This is a genomic window from Bacillus sp. EB106-07-01-XG149, from assembly GCF_058791555.1.
Map to the genome: position 1 here is coordinate 623,770 of NZ_JBYTDP010000002.1, position 19,705 is coordinate 643,474.

At 35.3% G+C, this 19,705-nt stretch carries 20 protein-coding genes, 1 pseudogene and 2 other annotated features; of the genes and pseudogenes, 9 read left to right on the forward strand and 12 right to left on the reverse strand.

Features of this window, described 5'->3' with window-relative positions; all coding sequences use genetic code 11:
* The first annotated feature begins 158 nt into the window (after positions 1–158).
* Positions 159–935, forward strand: coding sequence for a hypothetical protein (locus AC3WTA_RS09355; protein ID WP_001268042.1), 777 nt, complete (start codon positions 159–161; stop codon positions 933–935).
* A gap of 55 nt (positions 936–990) precedes the next feature.
* On the opposite strand, the gene AC3WTA_RS09360 is transcribed toward AC3WTA_RS09355, so the two are convergent.
* From AC3WTA_RS09360 to AC3WTA_RS09375, 4 genes and pseudogenes are all read right to left on the reverse strand, one after another.
* Positions 991–1,947, reverse strand: a complete 957-nt coding sequence (locus AC3WTA_RS09360; RefSeq protein WP_368656295.1) for a YcdB/YcdC domain-containing protein — start codon at positions 1,945–1,947, stop codon at positions 991–993.
* Between the two features lie 147 nt (positions 1,948–2,094).
* Positions 2,095–2,447: pseudogene (locus tag AC3WTA_RS09365) on the reverse strand (YcdB/YcdC domain-containing protein); the annotation flags it as partial.
* A 132-nt stretch (positions 2,448–2,579) separates the two neighbouring features.
* Positions 2,580–2,729, reverse strand: coding sequence for a 50S ribosomal protein L33 (gene rpmG, locus AC3WTA_RS09370; RefSeq protein WP_001265617.1), 150 nt, complete (start codon positions 2,727–2,729; stop codon positions 2,580–2,582).
* Positions 2,730–2,872: 143 nt separating this feature from the next.
* Positions 2,873–3,496 (reverse strand): nitroreductase family protein, encoded by a 624-nt coding sequence (locus AC3WTA_RS09375; RefSeq protein WP_001008509.1) that lies wholly within the window; start codon positions 3,494–3,496, stop codon positions 2,873–2,875.
* 352 nt (positions 3,497–3,848) lie between these two features.
* Between AC3WTA_RS09375 and AC3WTA_RS09380 the strand changes: the two genes are divergently transcribed.
* A complete protein-coding gene (locus tag AC3WTA_RS09380; protein ID WP_000456213.1) occupies positions 3,849–4,499 on the forward strand; it encodes a GTP pyrophosphokinase in 651 nt (216 codons plus the stop codon).
* Positions 4,500–4,575: 76 nt separating this feature from the next.
* Here AC3WTA_RS09380 and AC3WTA_RS09385 read toward each other — a convergent pair whose 3' ends face one another.
* Together AC3WTA_RS09385 and AC3WTA_RS09390 are read right to left on the reverse strand one after the other, a co-directional pair.
* Positions 4,576–5,043 (reverse strand): hypothetical protein, encoded by a 468-nt coding sequence (locus tag AC3WTA_RS09385; protein WP_000642899.1) that lies wholly within the window; start codon positions 5,041–5,043, stop codon positions 4,576–4,578.
* A 55-nt stretch (positions 5,044–5,098) separates the two neighbouring features.
* A complete protein-coding gene (locus AC3WTA_RS09390) occupies positions 5,099–6,484 on the reverse strand; it encodes an alkaline phosphatase (RefSeq protein ID WP_000714910.1) in 1,386 nt (461 codons plus the stop codon).
* 261 nt (positions 6,485–6,745) lie between these two features.
* Between AC3WTA_RS09390 and AC3WTA_RS09395 the strand changes: the two genes are divergently transcribed.
* Positions 6,746–7,579 carry a GNAT family N-acetyltransferase gene (locus tag AC3WTA_RS09395; protein ID WP_000848980.1) on the forward strand — a complete coding sequence of 278 codons (834 nt, stop codon included), beginning with the start codon at positions 6,746–6,748 and terminating at the stop codon, positions 7,577–7,579.
* Positions 7,580–7,594: 15 nt separating this feature from the next.
* Positions 7,595–8,473: an alpha/beta fold hydrolase gene (locus AC3WTA_RS09400; protein ID WP_000819825.1), complete on the forward strand. Its 879-nt coding sequence runs from the start codon at positions 7,595–7,597 to the stop codon at positions 8,471–8,473.
* Positions 8,474–8,514: 41 nt separating this feature from the next.
* On the opposite strand, the gene AC3WTA_RS09405 is transcribed toward AC3WTA_RS09400, so the two are convergent.
* The 3 genes from AC3WTA_RS09405 to AC3WTA_RS09415 form a co-directional block, all read right to left on the reverse strand.
* A complete protein-coding gene (locus tag AC3WTA_RS09405) occupies positions 8,515–9,015 on the reverse strand; it encodes a DoxX family protein (protein WP_000236594.1) in 501 nt (166 codons plus the stop codon).
* A gap of 264 nt (positions 9,016–9,279) precedes the next feature.
* Entirely contained in the window at positions 9,280–9,816 is a 537-nt protein-coding gene (locus AC3WTA_RS09410) for a hypothetical protein (RefSeq protein ID WP_000935630.1), read from the reverse strand.
* Between the two features lie 18 nt (positions 9,817–9,834).
* Positions 9,835–10,437: a histidine phosphatase family protein gene (locus AC3WTA_RS09415; protein WP_078182761.1), complete on the reverse strand. Its 603-nt coding sequence runs from the start codon at positions 10,435–10,437 to the stop codon at positions 9,835–9,837.
* Positions 10,438–10,652: 215 nt separating this feature from the next.
* Here AC3WTA_RS09415 and AC3WTA_RS09420 point away from each other — a divergent pair, with 215 nt between their 5' ends.
* Both AC3WTA_RS09420 and AC3WTA_RS09425 read left to right on the forward strand, forming a co-directional pair.
* Positions 10,653–10,946: a phosphoglycerate mutase gene (locus AC3WTA_RS09420; protein WP_078182840.1), complete on the forward strand. Its 294-nt coding sequence runs from the start codon at positions 10,653–10,655 to the stop codon at positions 10,944–10,946.
* A gap of 69 nt (positions 10,947–11,015) precedes the next feature.
* A complete protein-coding gene (locus tag AC3WTA_RS09425; RefSeq protein ID WP_000071863.1) occupies positions 11,016–11,138 on the forward strand; it encodes a DUF4023 domain-containing protein in 123 nt (40 codons plus the stop codon).
* Between the two features lie 41 nt (positions 11,139–11,179).
* On the opposite strand, the gene AC3WTA_RS09430 is transcribed toward AC3WTA_RS09425, so the two are convergent.
* Entirely contained in the window at positions 11,180–12,418 is a 1,239-nt protein-coding gene (locus AC3WTA_RS09430; protein ID WP_000739601.1) for an eIF2A-related protein, read from the reverse strand.
* Between the two features lie 296 nt (positions 12,419–12,714).
* Between AC3WTA_RS09430 and AC3WTA_RS09435 the strand changes: the two genes are divergently transcribed.
* The 3 genes from AC3WTA_RS09435 to AC3WTA_RS09445 all read left to right on the forward strand — a co-directional run bounded on the left by AC3WTA_RS09435 (position 12,715) and on the right by AC3WTA_RS09445 (position 18,371).
* Positions 12,715–15,462, forward strand: a complete 2,748-nt coding sequence (locus AC3WTA_RS09435) for a S8 family serine peptidase (RefSeq protein ID WP_000754108.1) — start codon at positions 12,715–12,717, stop codon at positions 15,460–15,462.
* 188 nt (positions 15,463–15,650) lie between these two features.
* Positions 15,651–15,880 (forward strand) — a binding site (T-box leader).
* A gap of 51 nt (positions 15,881–15,931) precedes the next feature.
* Positions 15,932–16,159, forward strand: a binding site (T-box leader).
* A gap of 162 nt (positions 16,160–16,321) precedes the next feature.
* A complete protein-coding gene (locus AC3WTA_RS09440) occupies positions 16,322–18,076 on the forward strand; it encodes an aromatic amino acid hydroxylase (protein ID WP_000163175.1) in 1,755 nt (584 codons plus the stop codon).
* Positions 18,057–18,371 (forward strand): 4a-hydroxytetrahydrobiopterin dehydratase, encoded by a 315-nt coding sequence (locus AC3WTA_RS09445; protein WP_000979548.1) that lies wholly within the window; start codon positions 18,057–18,059, stop codon positions 18,369–18,371. Before AC3WTA_RS09440 ends, AC3WTA_RS09445 begins: the two co-directional genes overlap by 20 nt.
* A 17-nt stretch (positions 18,372–18,388) precedes the next feature.
* Here the strand turns inward: AC3WTA_RS09445 and AC3WTA_RS09450 are convergent, their stop codons facing one another.
* Both AC3WTA_RS09450 and AC3WTA_RS09455 read right to left on the reverse strand, forming a co-directional pair.
* On the reverse strand, positions 18,389–19,246 hold the full coding sequence (locus AC3WTA_RS09450) for a VOC family protein (protein WP_000009828.1): 858 nt from the start codon (positions 19,244–19,246) through the stop codon (positions 18,389–18,391).
* A 21-nt stretch (positions 19,247–19,267) separates the two neighbouring features.
* Complete coding sequence (locus tag AC3WTA_RS09455) at positions 19,268–19,672, reverse strand: DoxX family protein (protein WP_001071551.1); 405 nt, start codon at positions 19,670–19,672, stop codon at positions 19,268–19,270.
* Positions 19,673–19,705 lie beyond the last annotated feature (33 nt).

The following is a 19,705-nucleotide window of genomic DNA, read 5'->3' on the forward strand; positions in this document are numbered from 1 at the left end:
TTATTATGTGTATGTGGGCGTGAGGTTGTTTGTGTCTGTACGATATAAATATGGAATCCTTAGCTTTTTGTCGAACGAAATAAGTCTTTCATACCTTGAATATTTTTTCCAATGTATTACAATATGTAAGATTCCAAAATTTTGAAAGAGGTGTTTTCATGCGATACGCTACATCAAAAATCAGAAACCTTGTAATACTCACATCATCATTTTTCTTACTTTCAGCTTGTGGACAACAAACGTCTCCTACAAAAACCGAGGCTACTAAACAAGATACTGCCGTATCAAAAGACAGTACAAAAACGGAAGATACCCAAAAAACTGAAGACAGTGCAAAAGCTGAGAACAACGCAAAAACCGAGAACAACGTAAAAACTGAGAGTAACACAAAAACTGAGAACAACACAAAAGCTGAAAACAACGCAAAAGCTGAGAACAACACAACAACTAAAAACAACGCAAAAGCTGAGAACAACGCAAAAGCTGAGAACAGCACAACAACTAAAAACAATGCAAAAACTGAGAACAACACAAAAACTGAGAACAGCACAACAACTAAAAACAATGCAAAAACTGAGAATAACACAAAAACTGAAAATAATACGAAACCTGAAGCAGAATCTAAAAACACACAAAAAGAGCAACAACCAGCTAAGCAACCAAATAAACAAACTGATACTATTACATTCACAAGTGAAGATGCTATAAAAGTTCTAGAAAAAAGAATGGGAGCTCGCTCAAATGAAATTCGTTACGGCTCCAGCGAAGACAAACTAATTGGCACAATAAATGGTATTAAGCTATACGACGTATTATACGGACGCGAATCTCCTGAAAACTCTCGTGCGCTAAATTTTGCAGTGGGATCTGATGGAAACCTATATGATTGGTCAAAAGCTCAAGATGGTATTCTTCAACCACTTAACGGCAATTAATAAATGATTCTAAGAACATAGTAAAAGCCAATCGATACGTATCGATTGGCTTTTACTAATACTCACTCCAAATTTTCTCCCCAGTATGCGCATCAATATAACGAATTTCTCGACTACACTCGAAAGGTTCTTTATAATTTTCATCTGTCGTTTGTTTATACAATAATTTATATACCGTTTCTTCTGCATCATTATCTATGTCCCATTCTAAATTAACTCGGATGGCCTCTTTGTATATTTGTAACGCTTTTTCTTTTGTAACTTTTGGTGTTGTTTCATATGTAAGCAATTCTTTTATAAAATTGCTAGATTCTCCAGAGTAGTGCATCACAGCACCATTTTCTGTATTAATGTTGAGCATGATATATTTTCCCGCTACACAAAAGCCATTTACATATATCGAAAAGGAAAATCTCTCTACCCCCTCTTCCGATTCATAATCATAATCATCCCAAAGCTGAACATACTTTGTTGCGTTTGGAATAATTACCTCTAAAAATTGAAGTGCTTTTTCTAAACATTGCTCTCTTGATAATATTGATTTCCTGTCCTTCTCGTCCGTCCACATTAAACAGGAGATCAATTGATTTGTTTTTTTATCTACAGTAATTACAACGAATTTATCATGCTGCAACATAGGAAAATTCTTTTTATAGAACTCATTCATTGAATATGGATCCTTCACTTCTATTTCTTTTTGCACTGCTTCTTTCAATACAAATTTCATTTGGACTTCATACTCATCTTCTTTTTCATCTACTTTTATAAACTTTTCTACGTCCCAATCTAATAAATCGAAAACATCTTTTTTCTGCCTACTTTTTACCGTTTTTTCAACAGGTACTGTAGGAGCTAATTTATAGTGTTCCGGTTCAAATAAATCTTCTCCCGTACTGGCATCAATAAACGCATGGCTAGGTTCTGGCTCATATACAAGATGGTACCCGGTTCCTTCTTCTCCACTTTCATATTTACATGAAGAGAATGTCAAATCTACAAATACAAGTCTCATATCTTGTCTAGCTTTTAAATTCTCTAAAACGATGTTCTTCTCAACAATTTTATTTGGCCATAGCGGTTTTTCTTGTATAGCTTTTTTTCCATTATAATAAAAGTGGACAACTTCCCCTGAGGAATGAACGTGCACAATACAGCCTGTATTCGGCAATGGATAACCATTCACTTCTTGCATATAATTTACTTCTTTCCGACCACGCCTGTCGTCCTTAACCATTACATATGTATAAAATTCATATCCTTCTTTTGTATATTTTTTAAGAATGCATTTGCAATCTCTCTTGCTTTATTCTCTCCTATCGCTTCCTTACCACTCGAAAAATATTTTTTATCATCTATACTAAATTCGATTAAATTACCAGTATGTCTATTCAGCGTAATTTGTATCGTTCTCTCCTCATCCTCTTTATGTTCCCACCATAATAGATGATATGGGTCATCCACACCTTCTTGATCATCTACGACAAGCCTATAATCATCTGGAATATCAATCATATGAGCCACTTACTCTTTTCTTTCTTTATCTTTTTGATTCATCATACCTCTCCTTTATTACAATTTAAGGTAATTATAACAAATAAAACTAAATGGCTATAAACAAAAAAGACTAGAGATATCTCTAGTCTTCTACTTCGTCTCACGATGTAGCGTTACTCGCTTTAATCGTGGACAATATTTTTTTAGTTCGATGCGCTCTGGATTGTTTCGTTTATTTTTTTTAGAAATATAATTACGATCACCGCACTCTGTACAAGCCAATGTAATATTTACACGCATATGTAATTCTCCTTTCTTTCAAAGACTGCAAACTAAAACGTAATGATTACGATTTATATGTTATATAACTTTATTCTATTTGTCAATTACAAAACAAAAGGGATCTAAATAGAACCCTTTTGTTTAAGTAATCTATACCTTTTTTAAAATGTTTCATATGTAACAAACTCACTAATCGGCTTTCGATATCCTCGTGGGCGAATTTTAGTAGTATCGCTTTTTCCTATCGTAATCATTAAAACAGGTACTACATGCCCCGGCATATTTAATTCACTTTGCACTGCTTTTTCATCGAAACCGATCATTGGGCACGTATCATAGCCGTAATATTTAGCTGCATACATAAAAGTCATCGCACTTAACGATGCATTTCTAATCGCTTCCTCTTCCATGAAGCGTTCTCCTTTTCCTTCATATAGCCCTTTCGTTTGCTTAATTGTATCTTCATATTCACATTCATCAATCATCTTTAAAACCTTCATACCAAAATAAATATTTTCGACATTTTGGTATGCTCTCTTATCACCACAAACAAGTATTACCGCAGATGCACTTGAAACTTTATATTGTCTGAAAGCTAACTCTTTTAATCTTTCTTTTCGCTCTTGATCACGAATTACAACATAATGTGTATGTTGCAAATTGTAACAAGATGGCGAAAGCTTTGTTAGCTCAAATATTTTTTTAAAATCCTCATCAGGGATTTCTATTCCTTGTACAAATTTCATTGCGGAACGTCTGGCAATTGCTAATTCTTCAAAGTTCACCGTATAGCCTCCTTAATAACCGTAAATTCAAATATACATTAATTTATACAATTAAATAAATCAAATGAAAACACTTTAAATTATGGATAATAATGATGCTTTACAAGAAAAAGACAAAAATCTGAAACAATTAGTTCATACGAAATTCACACGAATCTATTACTATAAGAATTGTACATAGTGAATTTATTAACAATCACGTTTATTCATATAGAATCTTACTCGAAAGGAGTTGAAAGTATGAAAACTAAATATCGTTTTATGATCTCATCATTTGCTGCTTGCGCTTATATGCTTTGGTATTTAGTATAACAACAACCTCACTTGTAAATAGGAAAAGGTGTGTATATAAATGGAATATAATCAATCAACAGTTAACTACTGGAAAGCTTTTGTACTACCGTATACATTTGCTTTAGAAGAGTTAAAAACTAAATTTGAAATTATGAACCGGGAAGCTCAATTTTTAGAGGATTACAACCCGTTTGAACATATAAAAACAAGATTAAAACAACCTGAAAGTATTATTAAAAAGCTTGAGCGTAAAAATTTATTACCGACAGTTGAGAATGCGCAAACGCATTTACAAGATATCATCGGCATTCGTATTACATGTTGCTTCGTAGAAGATATTTATCATTTAAAAGAAGTCATTCAAAAGCGTGAGGATATGGAAATCATAGAAGTAAAAGATTATATCGCTAATCCAAAGGGCAACGGATATAAAAGTTTACACATGATCATTAAGTATCCTTTATCACTGAATTCTGGTACAAAAGATGTCTTTGCAGAAATCCAGTTACGTACACTTGCAATGGACTTTTGGGCAAGTTTAGAACATAAACTTTACTATAAATATGAAGGGAAAATACCTGAATATTTAAAAGATGAACTTCATGATGCGGCAATGAAGGCTGAAGATCTTGATAATAAAATGGCAACAATTCGCCAAGATATTGATGATATCGAAGCATGTTCAAATCAAATTATGTTACCACTATAAAAAAGGTTCTCGCCAACGAGAACCTTTTTTATTTCGCTATTTACAGGTAGGAAGACTCCCTGATTAAAGTTTCACTTTATTTCTTTCCTATCGTGCGAACTTCTTCAATTTTCCAGCCATCTTCTTCTTTTCCAAGCGCATACTGTACATTTTTCTGAAGAGTGACCTCCCCATCTCTTTCCTTTTCCTTTGTTTCAACTACAACATACCCTGCTTTACTAACTTTCATGTCTATATGTTCCAATTCAATTTTCTTATTTCCCTTTTGAAAAGCGGCTTCTTTTTGTGTTTTTAAATCTTCAGCACTAGGCATCTTCTTTGAGAATAACTCCATATGTTCAGCAAGATTTTTTTCATTTGTCGTCCATACAAATTTCTCCATAACATCTTGAATCGATTTCTCTTCTTCTTTCGTTATTTGTACCTTTTCCTCAGTTTTTGTAGTAGTAGATTTTTGTTCTATATGATTCTCCTTGGATTGACACCCCACTAGCAATACTACACCTATTAGAAGGGATCCTATCCCCATGAAAAAAGCCTTCATCTTTCCCATCTCCTAAAAAGAAAAGTGAGGCATTTCGCCTCACTTTCATTTATAATTAGCGTCTTCCTTTATTCGGATCGCCACCGCCAACAATATCAAAGACACGTTTAGCGATATTTGTATTCTCTTGAACGCCAGAGAACAAGTATTTACCTGGGCCAAATGCATATACGTTTACATCTTCCCCTGTATGTCCACCTGTCGTCCATCCTGTAACCGAACGCTTATTGAAAATATCCTCAATCGTATTATCAATCTTTGTTACATCTTTTGAAGGAGCTATATCATTTACCGCTTTAATTTCTTCTGGTGTTAATTGTAAATCAATATATTTTTTCAATGTTTCTTCTACATTTGCACCTTTTGCAATCTCATTTGCCATGAAGTCTGGTGTGCGTTTTGCAGCTTTAATTGGATCTACTTTAAAGTTATACTCACCATTTGCACCTAAAGATAATCCGCCAGTAGCGTGGTCCGCCGTTGCAACAACTAACGTATTTTTATCTTTTTTCGCAAACTCAATCGCTGCTTTAAATGCTTTTTCAAAGTCTTCCATTTCACTCATTGCACCTACGATATCATTATCGTGTCCAGCCCAGTCAATTTGGCTTCCTTCAACCATTAAGAAGAAACCATTTTTATTTTTGTTCAAACGCTCAATTGCTGCATTTGTCATTTCTTCTAATGAAGGTGTCTTCTCATTACGATCAATCATTTTATCTAATCCACCTGGTGCAAATAAACCAAGAATTTGATCATTTTTATCATTTAACAATTGATCTCGATCTGTTACGTAGCTATAACCAGATTTCTTAAACTCTTCTGTAAGATTACGATCTTTTCTAACAAAGTTTTTTACGCCGCCGCCAAGCATAACATCTACTTTATGCTTCCCTTTAATTTTCTCATCAAAATAATCATTTGCAATTGCATCCATATTTTTACGACTAATGTCATGCGCACCGAAAGCAGCTGGTGTTGCATGTGTAATTTCAGAAGTAGCAACGAGTCCCGTTGATTTCCCTTTTTCTTTCGCTTGTTCAAGTACAGTTTTCACTTCTGCTTTATCATTATCAACTGCAATTGCTGCATTATATGTTTTAATTCCTGCTGACATAGCTGTTGCTGCAGATGCAGAGTCTGTAATATTTTCATGTTCATCTTCCGGATATGTCTTTTGCGTTCCTACAAGATGCTTATCAAATTCTGTAGATTCCATCTCAAAAGTTTTTGGATTATCTTTCATATAACGGTGAGCCGTCATATATGAAGGTCCCATACCATCCCCAATTAATACGATGACATTTTTAATCTTTGCATTGCTTCCGTTCTCATCTGCATTAACCTCACTAGAACGAGTAAAATTCCATGTTGCTACCGAAGTAACTGCTAACGACGCCACAACTGCAAATGGCCATGCTTTTTTTACAAACTTTTTCACTATATTGTCCCCCTAATTAGGTTATTCATTTCCCACTATCAAATTTAATAGAAGACTATTAAGAGAAAATTAGTTATATGTAAATTTTTTGTTAACTTATGTAAATATCAGTTATAATTTGTATAACTTTGTCCTTTCATAGCAACCTCCTTCCCCTTTACAATCAAAATATAAATAAGTTGGATTTCATTTAAAGTAAATCTCTTATTTAACATTTTCAATCTACTTTTATGAAAATTAATAGAAAAGTGGTGAGCATTTATGAAAACAATAAAGCTAGATGAAACTTTTATTTTTGATTTACTCGACCTTTGCAAATCTATTGGATGGTTACAAGATAAAGCATTTATGAAAAAACAATTTGAAATGTATCTCTCTCTCGGCACACTTATCGGTTATATGCATGAAAATAAACTGATTGCAGCTGGAGGAGTATTTCCTTTTAAAGATAGTTTTTCTACTATTGGCATGTTAATCGTTCATCCTAATTTTCAAGGCCGAGGCATCGGGCGTATTTTGCTAAATCGTTGCTTAGAACACACTCTCCCAAAACAACCAATTGCACTTATTGCAACAAAAGCTGGCGAGCCTCTTTATACATCATGCGAATTTCAAACAGTAACGACGATTCATCGTTTTGAAAAACAAACTACTAAGACACATATTTCTCATACACAACAAGTGACAGAACCCGATCTTGTATCACTTATTTCTCTCGATCAAATTACAACTGGTGCGAATCGTTCTTTACTTTATTCATTACTATTACCAAGAACGAGCCACTCTTTTAAAATTGAGAGAAATAACTGTGTAGAAGCTTTTTCCTTATGTATACAAAAAGGTAATATATTATGCGTCAATCCGCTTATCGCAAAACAAGAGAAGGATGCTATTCAATTAATCAAGAAGATCTGTGAATATTGGAATGGCACAGTAAGGATTGATGTCCCACATTCACAATTTTCATTTCGCAAATTTCTTCAAACAGAAAATTTCCAAGAAACGCTCCTTTCACCTCTTATGATGAAAAATGGTAGCCAACTTCCTGGAAATCGTAATATGCTATTTGCTATGATAGACACAGCGTTATGTTAGAAAGGGGACACCTAATTGAAGCGATTTAGCTATTTTATGGTAGGTTGTCTTACTCTTACACTATTAGTAGGATGTAGTGCAGCAGAAAAGCCAGTAGAACAAGTAAAACAAGTAAAAAATACACTTACAGCGAAGCTAGCTACCGAGGAAAAAATGGTAGAAATAGATGGTCAAACCATTTACTTTAAAAAGATTGGTAATGAAAAACCACCTTTACTTATGATCCATGGATTTGGAGGATCGTCAGATGGTTTTCAAAAAATTTACTCAGACTTAGCAAAAGATCATACAATTATTTCTGTAGATGCTTTAGGATTCGGGCGCTCATCTAAGCCAATGGATTTTTACTATTCTTTCCCAACCCATGCAAATTTGTATTATAAACTAATGAAAAAACTAGGTTATGATTCGTTTGCAATACTGGGACACTCAATGGGCGGAGAAATTTCTCTTAATTTAACGTATTTATATCCTGAAGCCGTTACCCACCTTATTTTAACCGACGCTACAGGCGGCCCTCATACATTCGTTAATAAACAAGGTTCATCAAAACCACAGTTATCGACTGATTTAAATACCGTTTCTACTATTGCAGATTATGATGAGAGCAAAGTGAAATCCAAGCGTAATGATGAAGAGCATTACAATAAAATGAAATTATGGCCTAGACGTCTTCAAATCAATGCAAATGAAATTAAACAACCAACCTTAATTATATGGGGAAGAAATGATAGTAGCGTTTCTTGGAAAGAAGGAGAAACGTATCATCAATTCTTAAAAAATAGTACTTTCCATATTATCGAAAAAGGTTATCATGCACCATTTCGTCAAGAGCCACAAGAATTTGTAGGGTATGTAAAAGACTTCTTTAAGAACAATAAAGTTGAAAAATAAAATAAGCGGGTATCTCATTTTGAGATACCCGTTTTCATATATTAAGCAGCTTGCTTTTGGCGTTTTTGAGTTTTTGATCCTAATACTTTCGGAATAACGAAACCATCTATTCCAAATTTACCAGCGTTCATACCAGAGACTAGAACAAACATTGATAGGATAACCATTTCAGGGTTTACACCAATTGACCCACTAAACATATAGGAAAAGTTCATTAAAAGACCGAAAAAGACCGCTGTTTTTGTTAAACAGCCTACAATTAAACCAATCCCGACTAAAATCTCTCCCCACATTACAAGTGTATTAAATAGATCAACGTTTGGAATTGCGAAGTCTTGTAAAAATGATGCCCACCAAGATTGAACAGCCGGTTGTGCTCCTTTAGATTTTTCAATTGCACCTTGTAAATAACCAGTTGCATCGAATCCTTTTCCTTGTAGTTTACCGATTCCAGCCATTAACCATGTGTAACCAAGATACACTCGAATTATTGCCAACACAAAAGAAACTGCTTTGTTTTCTCTTAAAAATTGAATAACCATATCTTCCTCCTAAAGTTGTAATTAAGTTAGTTACAGATAATATAATAACATTAGTTACTTATTTTTAAAACGTTAATTATGAATAATTCGTGACATGTGTATGAAACATTAAAAACTAACGTTTATATAGTAACTTTTTTTACCTGTAAAAACTTGAACATATCATACCATAGGTGATAATCATTTTCATTGAAAAAAATGTAAAAAAAATGTGAGTTAAATGTGAAACGCCTATATTCGAATATAGAATCAAGGCGTTTTTCACTATTTATAGAATTGAAATGTATGTGTCTCCTCATCGATTAATTTCGCCTCTTGAAAAGCATCTTCTAACGTTTTTTCATGGTTAATAAGCCCATAAAATAAGCGTATTGTAAGCATAAGTGCTGCATTCCCATCTACATAATCTATCGATCCAATATACGATTTCGCCCCACTACGTAAGAAAGATTCTGCTAGTTTTCTCTCCCCTAACGTACACCCACTATTTACAATATGTGTATTATGCAATTTTGCATATTTATAAATTTCTGCTGCACCAAAGTATCCCCTCGGTTTATCTTGTTCATATATATCTTCACCTAACTCTTCCATGACAAACTTTCCTTCCTCACCATGAAAGCAAAAAATAACATAATCGATATCGTTATATAAACCCTTTCCAGAAAGAATATTAATGAACTCTCTCGGTCTACCAATCCAGTATGTTACAACTTTTGCCCCAAAATATTCAAGCGATGCTCGGATTGATTGCGCCTCTAAATCCGAATTAAAACCAACTACTAATGCAACATTCAACATACACCCTCCATCCTATCATTAGATCTCATCCATCAAACTTTTAAGGGATAGATCCATTTCATATATACCCGTTTCTTGCAAAAAATCAGATCTAGTTAAAACGACTTTCTGTACATATTGCCGATACGCTGTAATTGTCCCGTCGTGAGATACAATACAAATCCTTTCAGCACCTAGCTCATAACACCAAAGAAGAAATTCATCTACTATTTGCTGACATCTATTCTCTGAAACAGTATTTATACCTTCCGTCCATAACTGCTTATTTGTATTTTTCTCTATCGAAAAATGTGGAAATAAATTTGTTATCATTCCCTGATCTACTATGTGATCACATGGCAATGTTTTCGCTCCATCTCGATAAGGAAAAATACGTGGGGATACATATGGATGGACGATTGTTTGACAAGATACTTTCGCACTCCATATTGCCGCCGTTTGTAAAGTTCTAAGTGTAGGGCTAGCAATTAATATATCCGTTTCTTGCAATGGCACATTGCATTGAAGTAATTTAGCCTGACTCTTTCCCTCATCCGTTAATGATGGATGCAACACTTGTAAACTTGACGGCAAATCTTTTGTATGTTCACCTTCACCGTGCCGAACAAAGATTAATTTCATAATCACCCTCCTCTCGCTATGAAATCCTCCTACATATTTCTTCCCTATATCATCCTTTATTCCTTCTATATGAAAAATCGCGATGTAAAAAATATTTGACACACCAAATTGGAAAACATTACAATTGTATATGTAAAATAATTTTTACAATAAAGAGGGGAATCACAAATATGAAATGGATAACCATCTTAATTGGAATGATTATATGAAAATATATAAACGGATTTTTTAGTAGTGATAAAACTGCTAATCCTTGGATTACAGATGATGAACGTGAAACAAAAATTAAACAGAAAGCAATTACAGCAAGCTGGTCTGGTGTTTTTATATTTTGTACCATTAACCTCTTAAACAAATGGTTAGGTGTAGGAACAAGCAATACATCACCTTACTTACCATCTTCTGTCGCAACTATTTTAAAAGAAAATGTAGAGTTACAAATTTTATTTATGCTATTTATTACGTATGGCATATTTTACGTATATTATCGAAGAAAACTAAGTGCTTAACTTTTATCTCATGATTATCCTCCTAAATGGTTATAGTAATTAGGACGAAATGAAAGGAGCGATATAAAAATGAGTAACTCAAATGACTTTTTAGGTACACTACATGAAAAACAAGCAAAAGATGAACAAAACAGAAAGCGTCAGGGGAACGGAAACCCCGCAAAAAAAAAGCCAAATAAAACACATAAATAACAATAAAAAGCGTGCCTAAAATTATCTTTTAGGCACGTTTTTTATTCTTCTTTTACCGAGATGACATTTTCCCAGTTCCATTTCTCATAATACCATTCTGGTACATCTATATTTTCAATCCACTTCTTTTCCTGTTTTCCATCACTATCGGAAACCCATACATTGGCTTTCTTACGGTCTGAACGTATCCATATTAATTGATTGTTCTTCTTCATAAAGATGGGATGATAGTCACCTTGCTTATGAGGTGGCTTTGTGATTTGATGTTGTTCGTCGCTTGTACTATCGATCTCATATAAAGATGGTAGTGGCCTTTTTTCTGGCGGAGTTTCTATCCCTGCCTCTTTTGCTCGTGAAACGATTATTACTTTATCATTCTTCCATGCAAAATCCCAATCGACATATCCTTTCGGCGTAAATGTATTCTGCTGAAGTGCTGGCAGTTCTTTTACTTTTAAATGTTTATTCTCTAACGCAACTCTCCCGCTCCCTTCAATATAAGCTAATATATTGTTGGATGGCGCCCATTTGAACCATTGTGGGTTTAATAACATTTGATCTACCTTTTCAAATCGACTTCCATCTGCTCGAACTAAGCAAAGCGTATTACTATCAGCTGACCATGAAGCTGTCGGTACCGCTAAAAATGAAATCCACCTTTGATCTGGTGACCACTCAAACCCACTTGCAACTAGCGCTAGAAAATCATCATGTTCATTTGGTAATGCATACAAATGCTTCATTTTGTGAGGATTCATATGTGCATCTTTTTGCACTTCATATAGCTGAGCTCCTGTCCACCCTGTTGGAATTAAGTGTGCTTCAGAGGATACAAGAAACTTCTTTCCATCAGGGTACCATGCATAATCACCTACACCAGCCGATACATTTTCAAAATCTGTATTCTTTTTTTTGACATCAAACGTATTTAATGTATTCGTAAATACAAATGCAATTATATTCTCTTTCGGTGACCATTGATAATTCGATACTTCAGATTGCAATGGCCTAACTTTCTTTCCATCTTCCAGTTGGTACAACTCCAAGGTGTTTTGCTTCTTTCCTTTAGCATAGGCAAGCCATTCTCCATCATAGGACCATTTCGGCCCTGTTATGTACTCACCTTTTGTTATTTCTTTTTCTTTCCCATCAATTTTAATCCAAAGGTCATGATGACGAATAAAAGCAACTTTCACCCCATTATGTTCCGCACTAGTACTAAAAATTGAAGATAAAAAAATAAACAAAACCACACTACTACTCACGATATTTTTTTTCATACGTCCCTCCATTTTTCTTATAGCATTCCTCATATTCCGCTTACTATATCCTAATTTCGCTCCATATTAATTGCACAATTGTTGTGGATTTATACTCAGTAAGGATGTGCTTCCCCCACTGTGGATGAGCCATTCGACATAATTCCAAAAAATTTCCCAAGAAATTTTTAATTCAAAGAGGATTGGTATGAATTATGTCGAAAGTATAGTTTAGCCAACATTCGATTTTATATTTCAGAACAAAAATGTAAGATAACTTTTCGGAATATTAGCACTTTTTATTAGGGGGAGTTTCAATGAAAAAAACTACATCTGCACTATTAAGTATGGCGCTTGTCTTTTCTAGTTTTGGAGCTTTAAGCGCGCATGCTGAATCGCTGCAACAGGAGAAGCAATTTAGTCCACAGTTAAAAGCGAATATTGAGCAATGGGGAGAAAACAAAATCGCGCAAAATGTTGAAACAAAAACATCAAAAGAAATTTCAGTCATTGTAGAATTGCAACATGCTCCGCTCGCTTCACAAAGTAACATTCAGCATGCTCCAGATTTTAAAAATGAAAATGTGCAATCATACCATGCACAACTAAAAAAAGCGCAAGAGGATACAACAAAGAAAATTAAAGAAAAAGCACCAAAAGCAAAGATAAAAGAAACGTATAGCACGTTATTTTCTGGATTCTCTATTTCTATCCCAGGAGATCAAGTTGCTGCTTTAGCTTCTTTACCCGAAGTAAAAGCTGTTTATCCGAACTTAACATATAAATTGCATGAAACAGCAAAAAGCGCTACTAAAGAAGAAGCGCCAAATATCGGTGGACCGACAATCGGTGCACCTGAAGCATGGAATTTAAAAAATCCATCTGGAAAACCGCTTGATGGAAAAGGTATGAAAGTCGCTATTATTGATTCTGGCGTAGACTATACACACCCCGACTTACAAGCAAACTATATCGGTGGATATGATACAGTCGATGAGGATAACGATCCGATGGATGGAAATGTCCACGGCACTCATGTAGCTGGAATTATTGCTGGTAACGGAAAAATAAAGGGGATTGCTCCGAACGCTTCTATACTCGCTTACCGTGTCATGAATGATGGTGGTACTGGCACGACCGATGATATTATTCAAGGTATTGAGCGCGCTATTCAAGATGGTGCAGATGTTTTAAATTTATCTCTCGGTCAAGATTTGAATGTCCCTGATCAACCTGTAACAATGACGTTAGAACGCGCAGCAAAACTTGGTGTTACTGCAGTCGTTTCAAATGGAAATGATGGACCAAAACCTTGGTCTGTTGATGCTCCTGGTAACGCAAGTAGTGTCATCTCTGTTGGTGCATCGACTGTTTCTATTCCATTCCCAACATTCCAAATAGCTGGTTCTAATAAATCTTACCAAGGATTACCGTTATCAAAAGCAGATTTCCAAGTAGGAAACGATGCTCAGCTTGTCTATGTTGGCTACGGTAATTCAAGCGATTACGCTAAACAAGATGTGAAAGGGAAGTTCGCCCTTGTTTTACAAGGAACTTCAAGCACGTTAGTAAAGGCAGAACAAGCGAAACAAGCTGGAGCTATCGGGGTGCTACTAATTTCTAATGAAAAAGAAATTAGTATTATGCCTGAATATTTTGGCCGTGAAGAGATAGCTCTTCCAGTTATGCAACTATCAAATACAAATGGCGAAGAATTGAAAAATTTAATTACAAAAAGAAAGAAAAATATAAAGATTGGACAACCGAACAAAACCGAACTGATTGGTAACTTCAGCTCAAGAGGACCCTCACAAGGAAGTTGGCTCATAAAACCTGATGTTGTTGCACCTGGCGTACAAATTACTAGTACGGTACCAAGGGGTGGCTATGAATCTCACAACGGAACAAGTATGGCTGCTCCGCAAGTAGCGGGAGCCGTTGCCTTACTGCGTCAAATGCATCCTGATTGGACGACAGAACAATTGAAATCTGCTCTTGCCAACACTGCAAAAACATTAAAGGATGTCAATGAAAATACATATCCTATCATGGCACAAGGATCAGGTTTAATTAACATTCCGAAAGCAGCCCAAACAGATGCATTAGTGAAACCGAACAATGTAAGTTTCGGTCTTATTAAGCCAAATAGTGGCAAAGTGAAACTAACACAAAATATTACGTTACAAAATCTTTCTAACAAAAAGAAAAACTTTTCAACTCGTATTGAATTACTAGATACAAAAACAAAAATCCAGACTTCTTTCCCTTCTTCAATTAGTTTAAAACCAAATAGTAACATCGAAAAGCCTTTTACTATTACTGTGGACAGCTCCTTATCACAAGGTGTATATACAGGAAATCTGTATGTAAAAGAACAAGGTAAAACTGAAGAAATGCGTATCCCATTTACATTTAGTATTGATCCGAAAGAATACAAGCGTATCGATGGCGTTGAAATCGTTAATTCTACTTTCAGTCCAAATAATGACAACATACTAGATGACAACCTAATCAATTACTATTTAGTTACACCTGTTGAGGATATAGCGTTTCATGCTAATTTAATTACGAAAGACCGTGTGACATATCAAGGCATGGTATACCAAGGCAAAAACGAAACACCTGGTTATAAATCTTTCAAATGGAATGGTACAAGAAAGGACGGATCTCCATTGCCTGATGGCTTATACCAAATCGAAGCTGTTGCTTCTAACTCTGGTGGAGAAACAAAACAAACAGGAGCTGTATTTATCGATCGAACAGCACCTAAGTTAACACACGAAATTGATCAAGAAAATCTCATAATTAGAGGGAAAGTTGATGATATTCTACTAGATTGGATGACAGAATCTGGTTGGATTGCACCTGGTATTCCAGTAAGAATGCAATATGAAATTAACGGAAATGGTGTATGGGAGAGTGCATTCCTAAACACTTGGGAGAAAAACTACGAAATTTATTTCGATCGTAATCAATTACAAGAAGGAAAGAATACCATTCATATCGTTGCAACCGATGCAGCTGGAAATACGACTAATTTAAATGTTGATTTAGAAGTGAAATAAAGTGAAACTTTAATCAGCACTCACCAATCGGACGTTTACGGGCAGTAAGGCTTCCATCTAACTTCTTTGCTCCGGCCAAATTTTGAGGTAGAAATTTTACTGCCCACAAATAGCGGGATAAAATTATTGTTGACAATCTTTCAAAAATAGTTTTATAATACGAAACATAGTTTAGTTGAACGAATTATATATCGGCTTTGAAGGAATACTAGTAGCGACTTATATCCCTGTCTCAGAGAACTGATGGTTGGTGCGAATCAGTACATATACAAGCGTGAATTACAATTCTGGAGCTTCTTTCCCGTAGTGCACATAATGCATGAAGAGAAAGACGGATCTTTCCGTTATCTTAAAGTGAGTGGTAAACAATTTTTCTGTTTACAATTAGGGTGGTACCGCGATTTTTATCGTCCCTATCGGATTTTCCGATAGGGGCTTTTTTGCGTCCTTCCCTTTTGCACAATTTCATATATACGCGTTGAAAGAATCGCAGTAATATCTTATATCCCTGTTACAGAGAGCTAATGGTCGGTGGAAATTAGCACATATATAAGTATGAATTACAATTCTGGAGCTTCTTTTTCGTAGTGCTTGTACGCATGAAGGAAAAGACGGAGTTTTTCCGTTATCATTAATTGAGATGTAAGTATGTTTTCACTTACAAATAGGGTGGTACCGCGATTCTTTCGCCCCTATCGGATTTTCCGATAGGGGCTTTTTCTATTTCTCACAGAAACAAATGTTAAATAATTCCGAATCTTATGATAAAATTTTATAAGCGCTTACAATTTTGAAAGGTGGTGGTTCCAGCTATACCCAACCAATATTCAATTTTATAGAAAACAAGGAGGATGTCTAAATGACAAAGAAAACAGAAATTCCATCGCATTTAAAACCATTCGTATCCACGCAGCATTATGATCAATATACACCGGTGAATCACGCTGTTTGGCGTTACATTATGAGACAAAATCATAGTTTCTTAAAAGACGTTGCTCATCCAGCCTATGTGAACGGACTACAATCATCTGGTATAAATATAGATGCAATTCCAAAGGTAGAAGAAATGAATGACTGTTTAGCACCAAGCGGATGGGGAGCTGTAACAATTGATGGACTTATTCCCGGCGTAGCATTCTTTGATTTCCAAGGACACGGCTTACTACCAATCGCAACAGATATTCGCAAAGTAGAAAATATCGAGTACACACCAGCTCCAGATATCGTACACGAAGCAGCAGGACACGCACCTATTTTACTGGATCCTACATATGCGAAGTATGTGAAACGCTTTGGACAAATTGGCGCGAAAGCTTTCTCTACAAAAGAAGAACATGATGCTTTTGAAGCTGTGCGTACATTAACAATCGTAAAAGAAAGCCCTACTTCTACTCCTGACGAAGTTGCCGCTGCTGAAAATACTGTAATTGAAAAACAAAAGTTAGTTTCTGGTTTATCAGAAGCTGAACAAATTTCACGTCTTTTCTGGTGGACAGTAGAATATGGGTTAATCGGAAATATAGATGCTCCAAAAATATATGGTGCTGGTCTCCTTTCTTCTGTTGGCGAAAGCAAACATTGCTTAACAGACGCTGTAGAAAAGGTTCCATTCTCTATCGGGGCATGTACAGGTACAACTTATGACGTAACAAAAATGCAACCACAACTATTTGTTTGTGAATCATTTGAAGAGCTGACTGAAGCACTTGAGACATTTGCTGAAACGATGGCCTTTAAAACAGGTGGAAAGGAAGGTTTAGAAAAAGCGATTCGCTCTGAAAACTATGCAACTGCTGAACTAACTAGTGGATTACAGATTACAGGTACATTCAGCGAGACAATTGAAAACGATGCAGGTAAAGTGATTTACATGCGAACAAATTCGCCAACTGCATTAGCAATTCATAATAAACAACTAGCGAATCATTCTACATCTATACACAGTGACGGCTTTGGAACACCAATTGGATTACTCACTGAAAATATTGCATTAGAAAATTGTACAGATGAACAACTACAATCATTAGGAATTACAATTGGAAATATTGCTGAGTTTACTTTTGCAAGTGGTATTCATGTAAAAGGAAAAGTAACAGATATTATAAAAAATGATAAGAAAATTGCTCTTATTTCCTTTATCGATTGCACAGTTACTTATAACGCCCGCGTATTATTTGATGCTTCATGGGGTGCATTTGATATGGCTGTTGGCTCACAAATCATTTCAGTATTCCCAGGAGCAGCAGATGCAGCATCATTTTTCCCAATTGATGAAGAAACAGAGGAAACTCCAGCACCTCTTGCATTAACTAAGCTGGATCGTATGTATCAAACAGTTCGTGATATTCGAGGTGGAGGTATTTTACACGACGCACATGTCGATCAATTAGTAGCAATTCAAGAGGTATTAAATAAATTTTATCCGAAAGAATGGCTGCTTCGCCTTGAAATATTAGAATTACTTTTAGAGCATAACAAAGGGCACGAAACATCAGCAGCATTATTACAACAACTTTCTACTTTCACAACTGACGAAGCTGTAACACGCCTTATTAACAATGGTCTTGCACTACTGCATGTAAAGGATGTGAAAAATGATGCTGCGATTAACTGAAGAAGAAGTTCAAGGGGAATTATTCAAGGTGGATAAATGGATAGTAAAAGATGAAAAATGGATTGAACGAAAATATATGTTTTCCGACTACTTAAAAGGAGTCGAATTTGTCTCTGAAGCCGCCAAACTATCAGAAGAACGTAATCACCATCCATTTATCCTTATCCAGTATAAAGCAGTCATTATTACTTTGTCATCTTGGAATACAAAAGGTTTAACGAAACTAGATTTTGAGCTTGCAAAGCAGTTTGATGAACTATTTTTACAAAACGAAAAAGCAATTATAAGAAAGTAAAAAAAGAGAAGCCTTTTTTAGGCTTCTCCTTTTATTTTGAAATGAATACAATGTCCAAATGGGTCCTCAACTTGTAATATTCCATCTTTGTACGTAGCGACTTTGCCAATATTTTTTAAGCTTTCACATACTTGCTCTTTTTGTTTTTCATCCGCTAGTACAATTGTGAAATATTTCAAGCCGACGGAATTTGGCATTTGCGGCGGTATTTCTTCACCTTGCCACGTATTTAAACCGATATGGTGATGATAGCCACCTGCCGATACGAACAACGCTCCATTACGAGCTGGGATTGTTACTTCAAAACCAAGACCATCCACATAGAAACGTTTCGCTTCTTCCAAATCAGCTACATGGAGATGAATATGTCCCATTACAGTACCCGCCGGAAATCCATTCCATGTACTTCCTTGCTGTAATAGTTCTTCACCAGCTAACGGGTTACTAACAAATGGTAGTTCTCCATTCTCATCACGCCAAACTTCTTTTTGGCGATCATGATAAATTTCAATCCCGTTTCCATCTGGATCAGCTAAATAAAGGGCCTCACTAAAGTAATGGTCGGCTCCGCCGTGCAGTGGATATACCATTTCTACAAGATGACGAAGAATATTCGCTAAATCCTGTCTGCTTGGTAATAAGATTGCGTAATGATATAACCCCGTTCTCCCTCTTTGCTTTGGTAGAGCTTCTTTCTTTTCTTCAATGATAAGGAGTGGTTCGTTATTTTCATTCCCAAATGTAACAACCATTTCATCTTCTTTTAGTACTTTCATACTTAGTACTTCTGTATAAAACTCTAGTGATTTCTTTATATTTGATACATATAAATGAACAACATCAAGTGTTGTGTCGGGATGAAGTTGAAAACTCATCTTGTTAGCCCCCCATTTAATTTAGTTCTTCTTTAACATTCTCTCTTTTAAGAAATTATCTACAAAACCGTCTGCTTTCGCAACAAATAAGTACGCACCCATTGCTAACAATGCAAGTTCTAATTCGAAGCCAGGATTTTTTCCATCTCCTAATAAACCAGCTGACCATTTTACTTTTACAATTGCTCCAACCATTACAAGTGCAAATAATAATCCAATATATCTTACACCTAAACCTAGAATTAACAATATACCACCAACTACTTCCGCTGTTGCTACACCGTATGCAAGACCTCCTGGTAAACCAATGCTTGTAAACCACCCTGCAATATTGTCAATCCCCGATTGGAATTTTGTTAAACCGTGCATAAAGAATGTTACCCCTAACACGATACGAATAATTAAGTTACCGATATGTTGATTCATTTCATTCTCTCCTTTATAGTTTTCTTATACAAA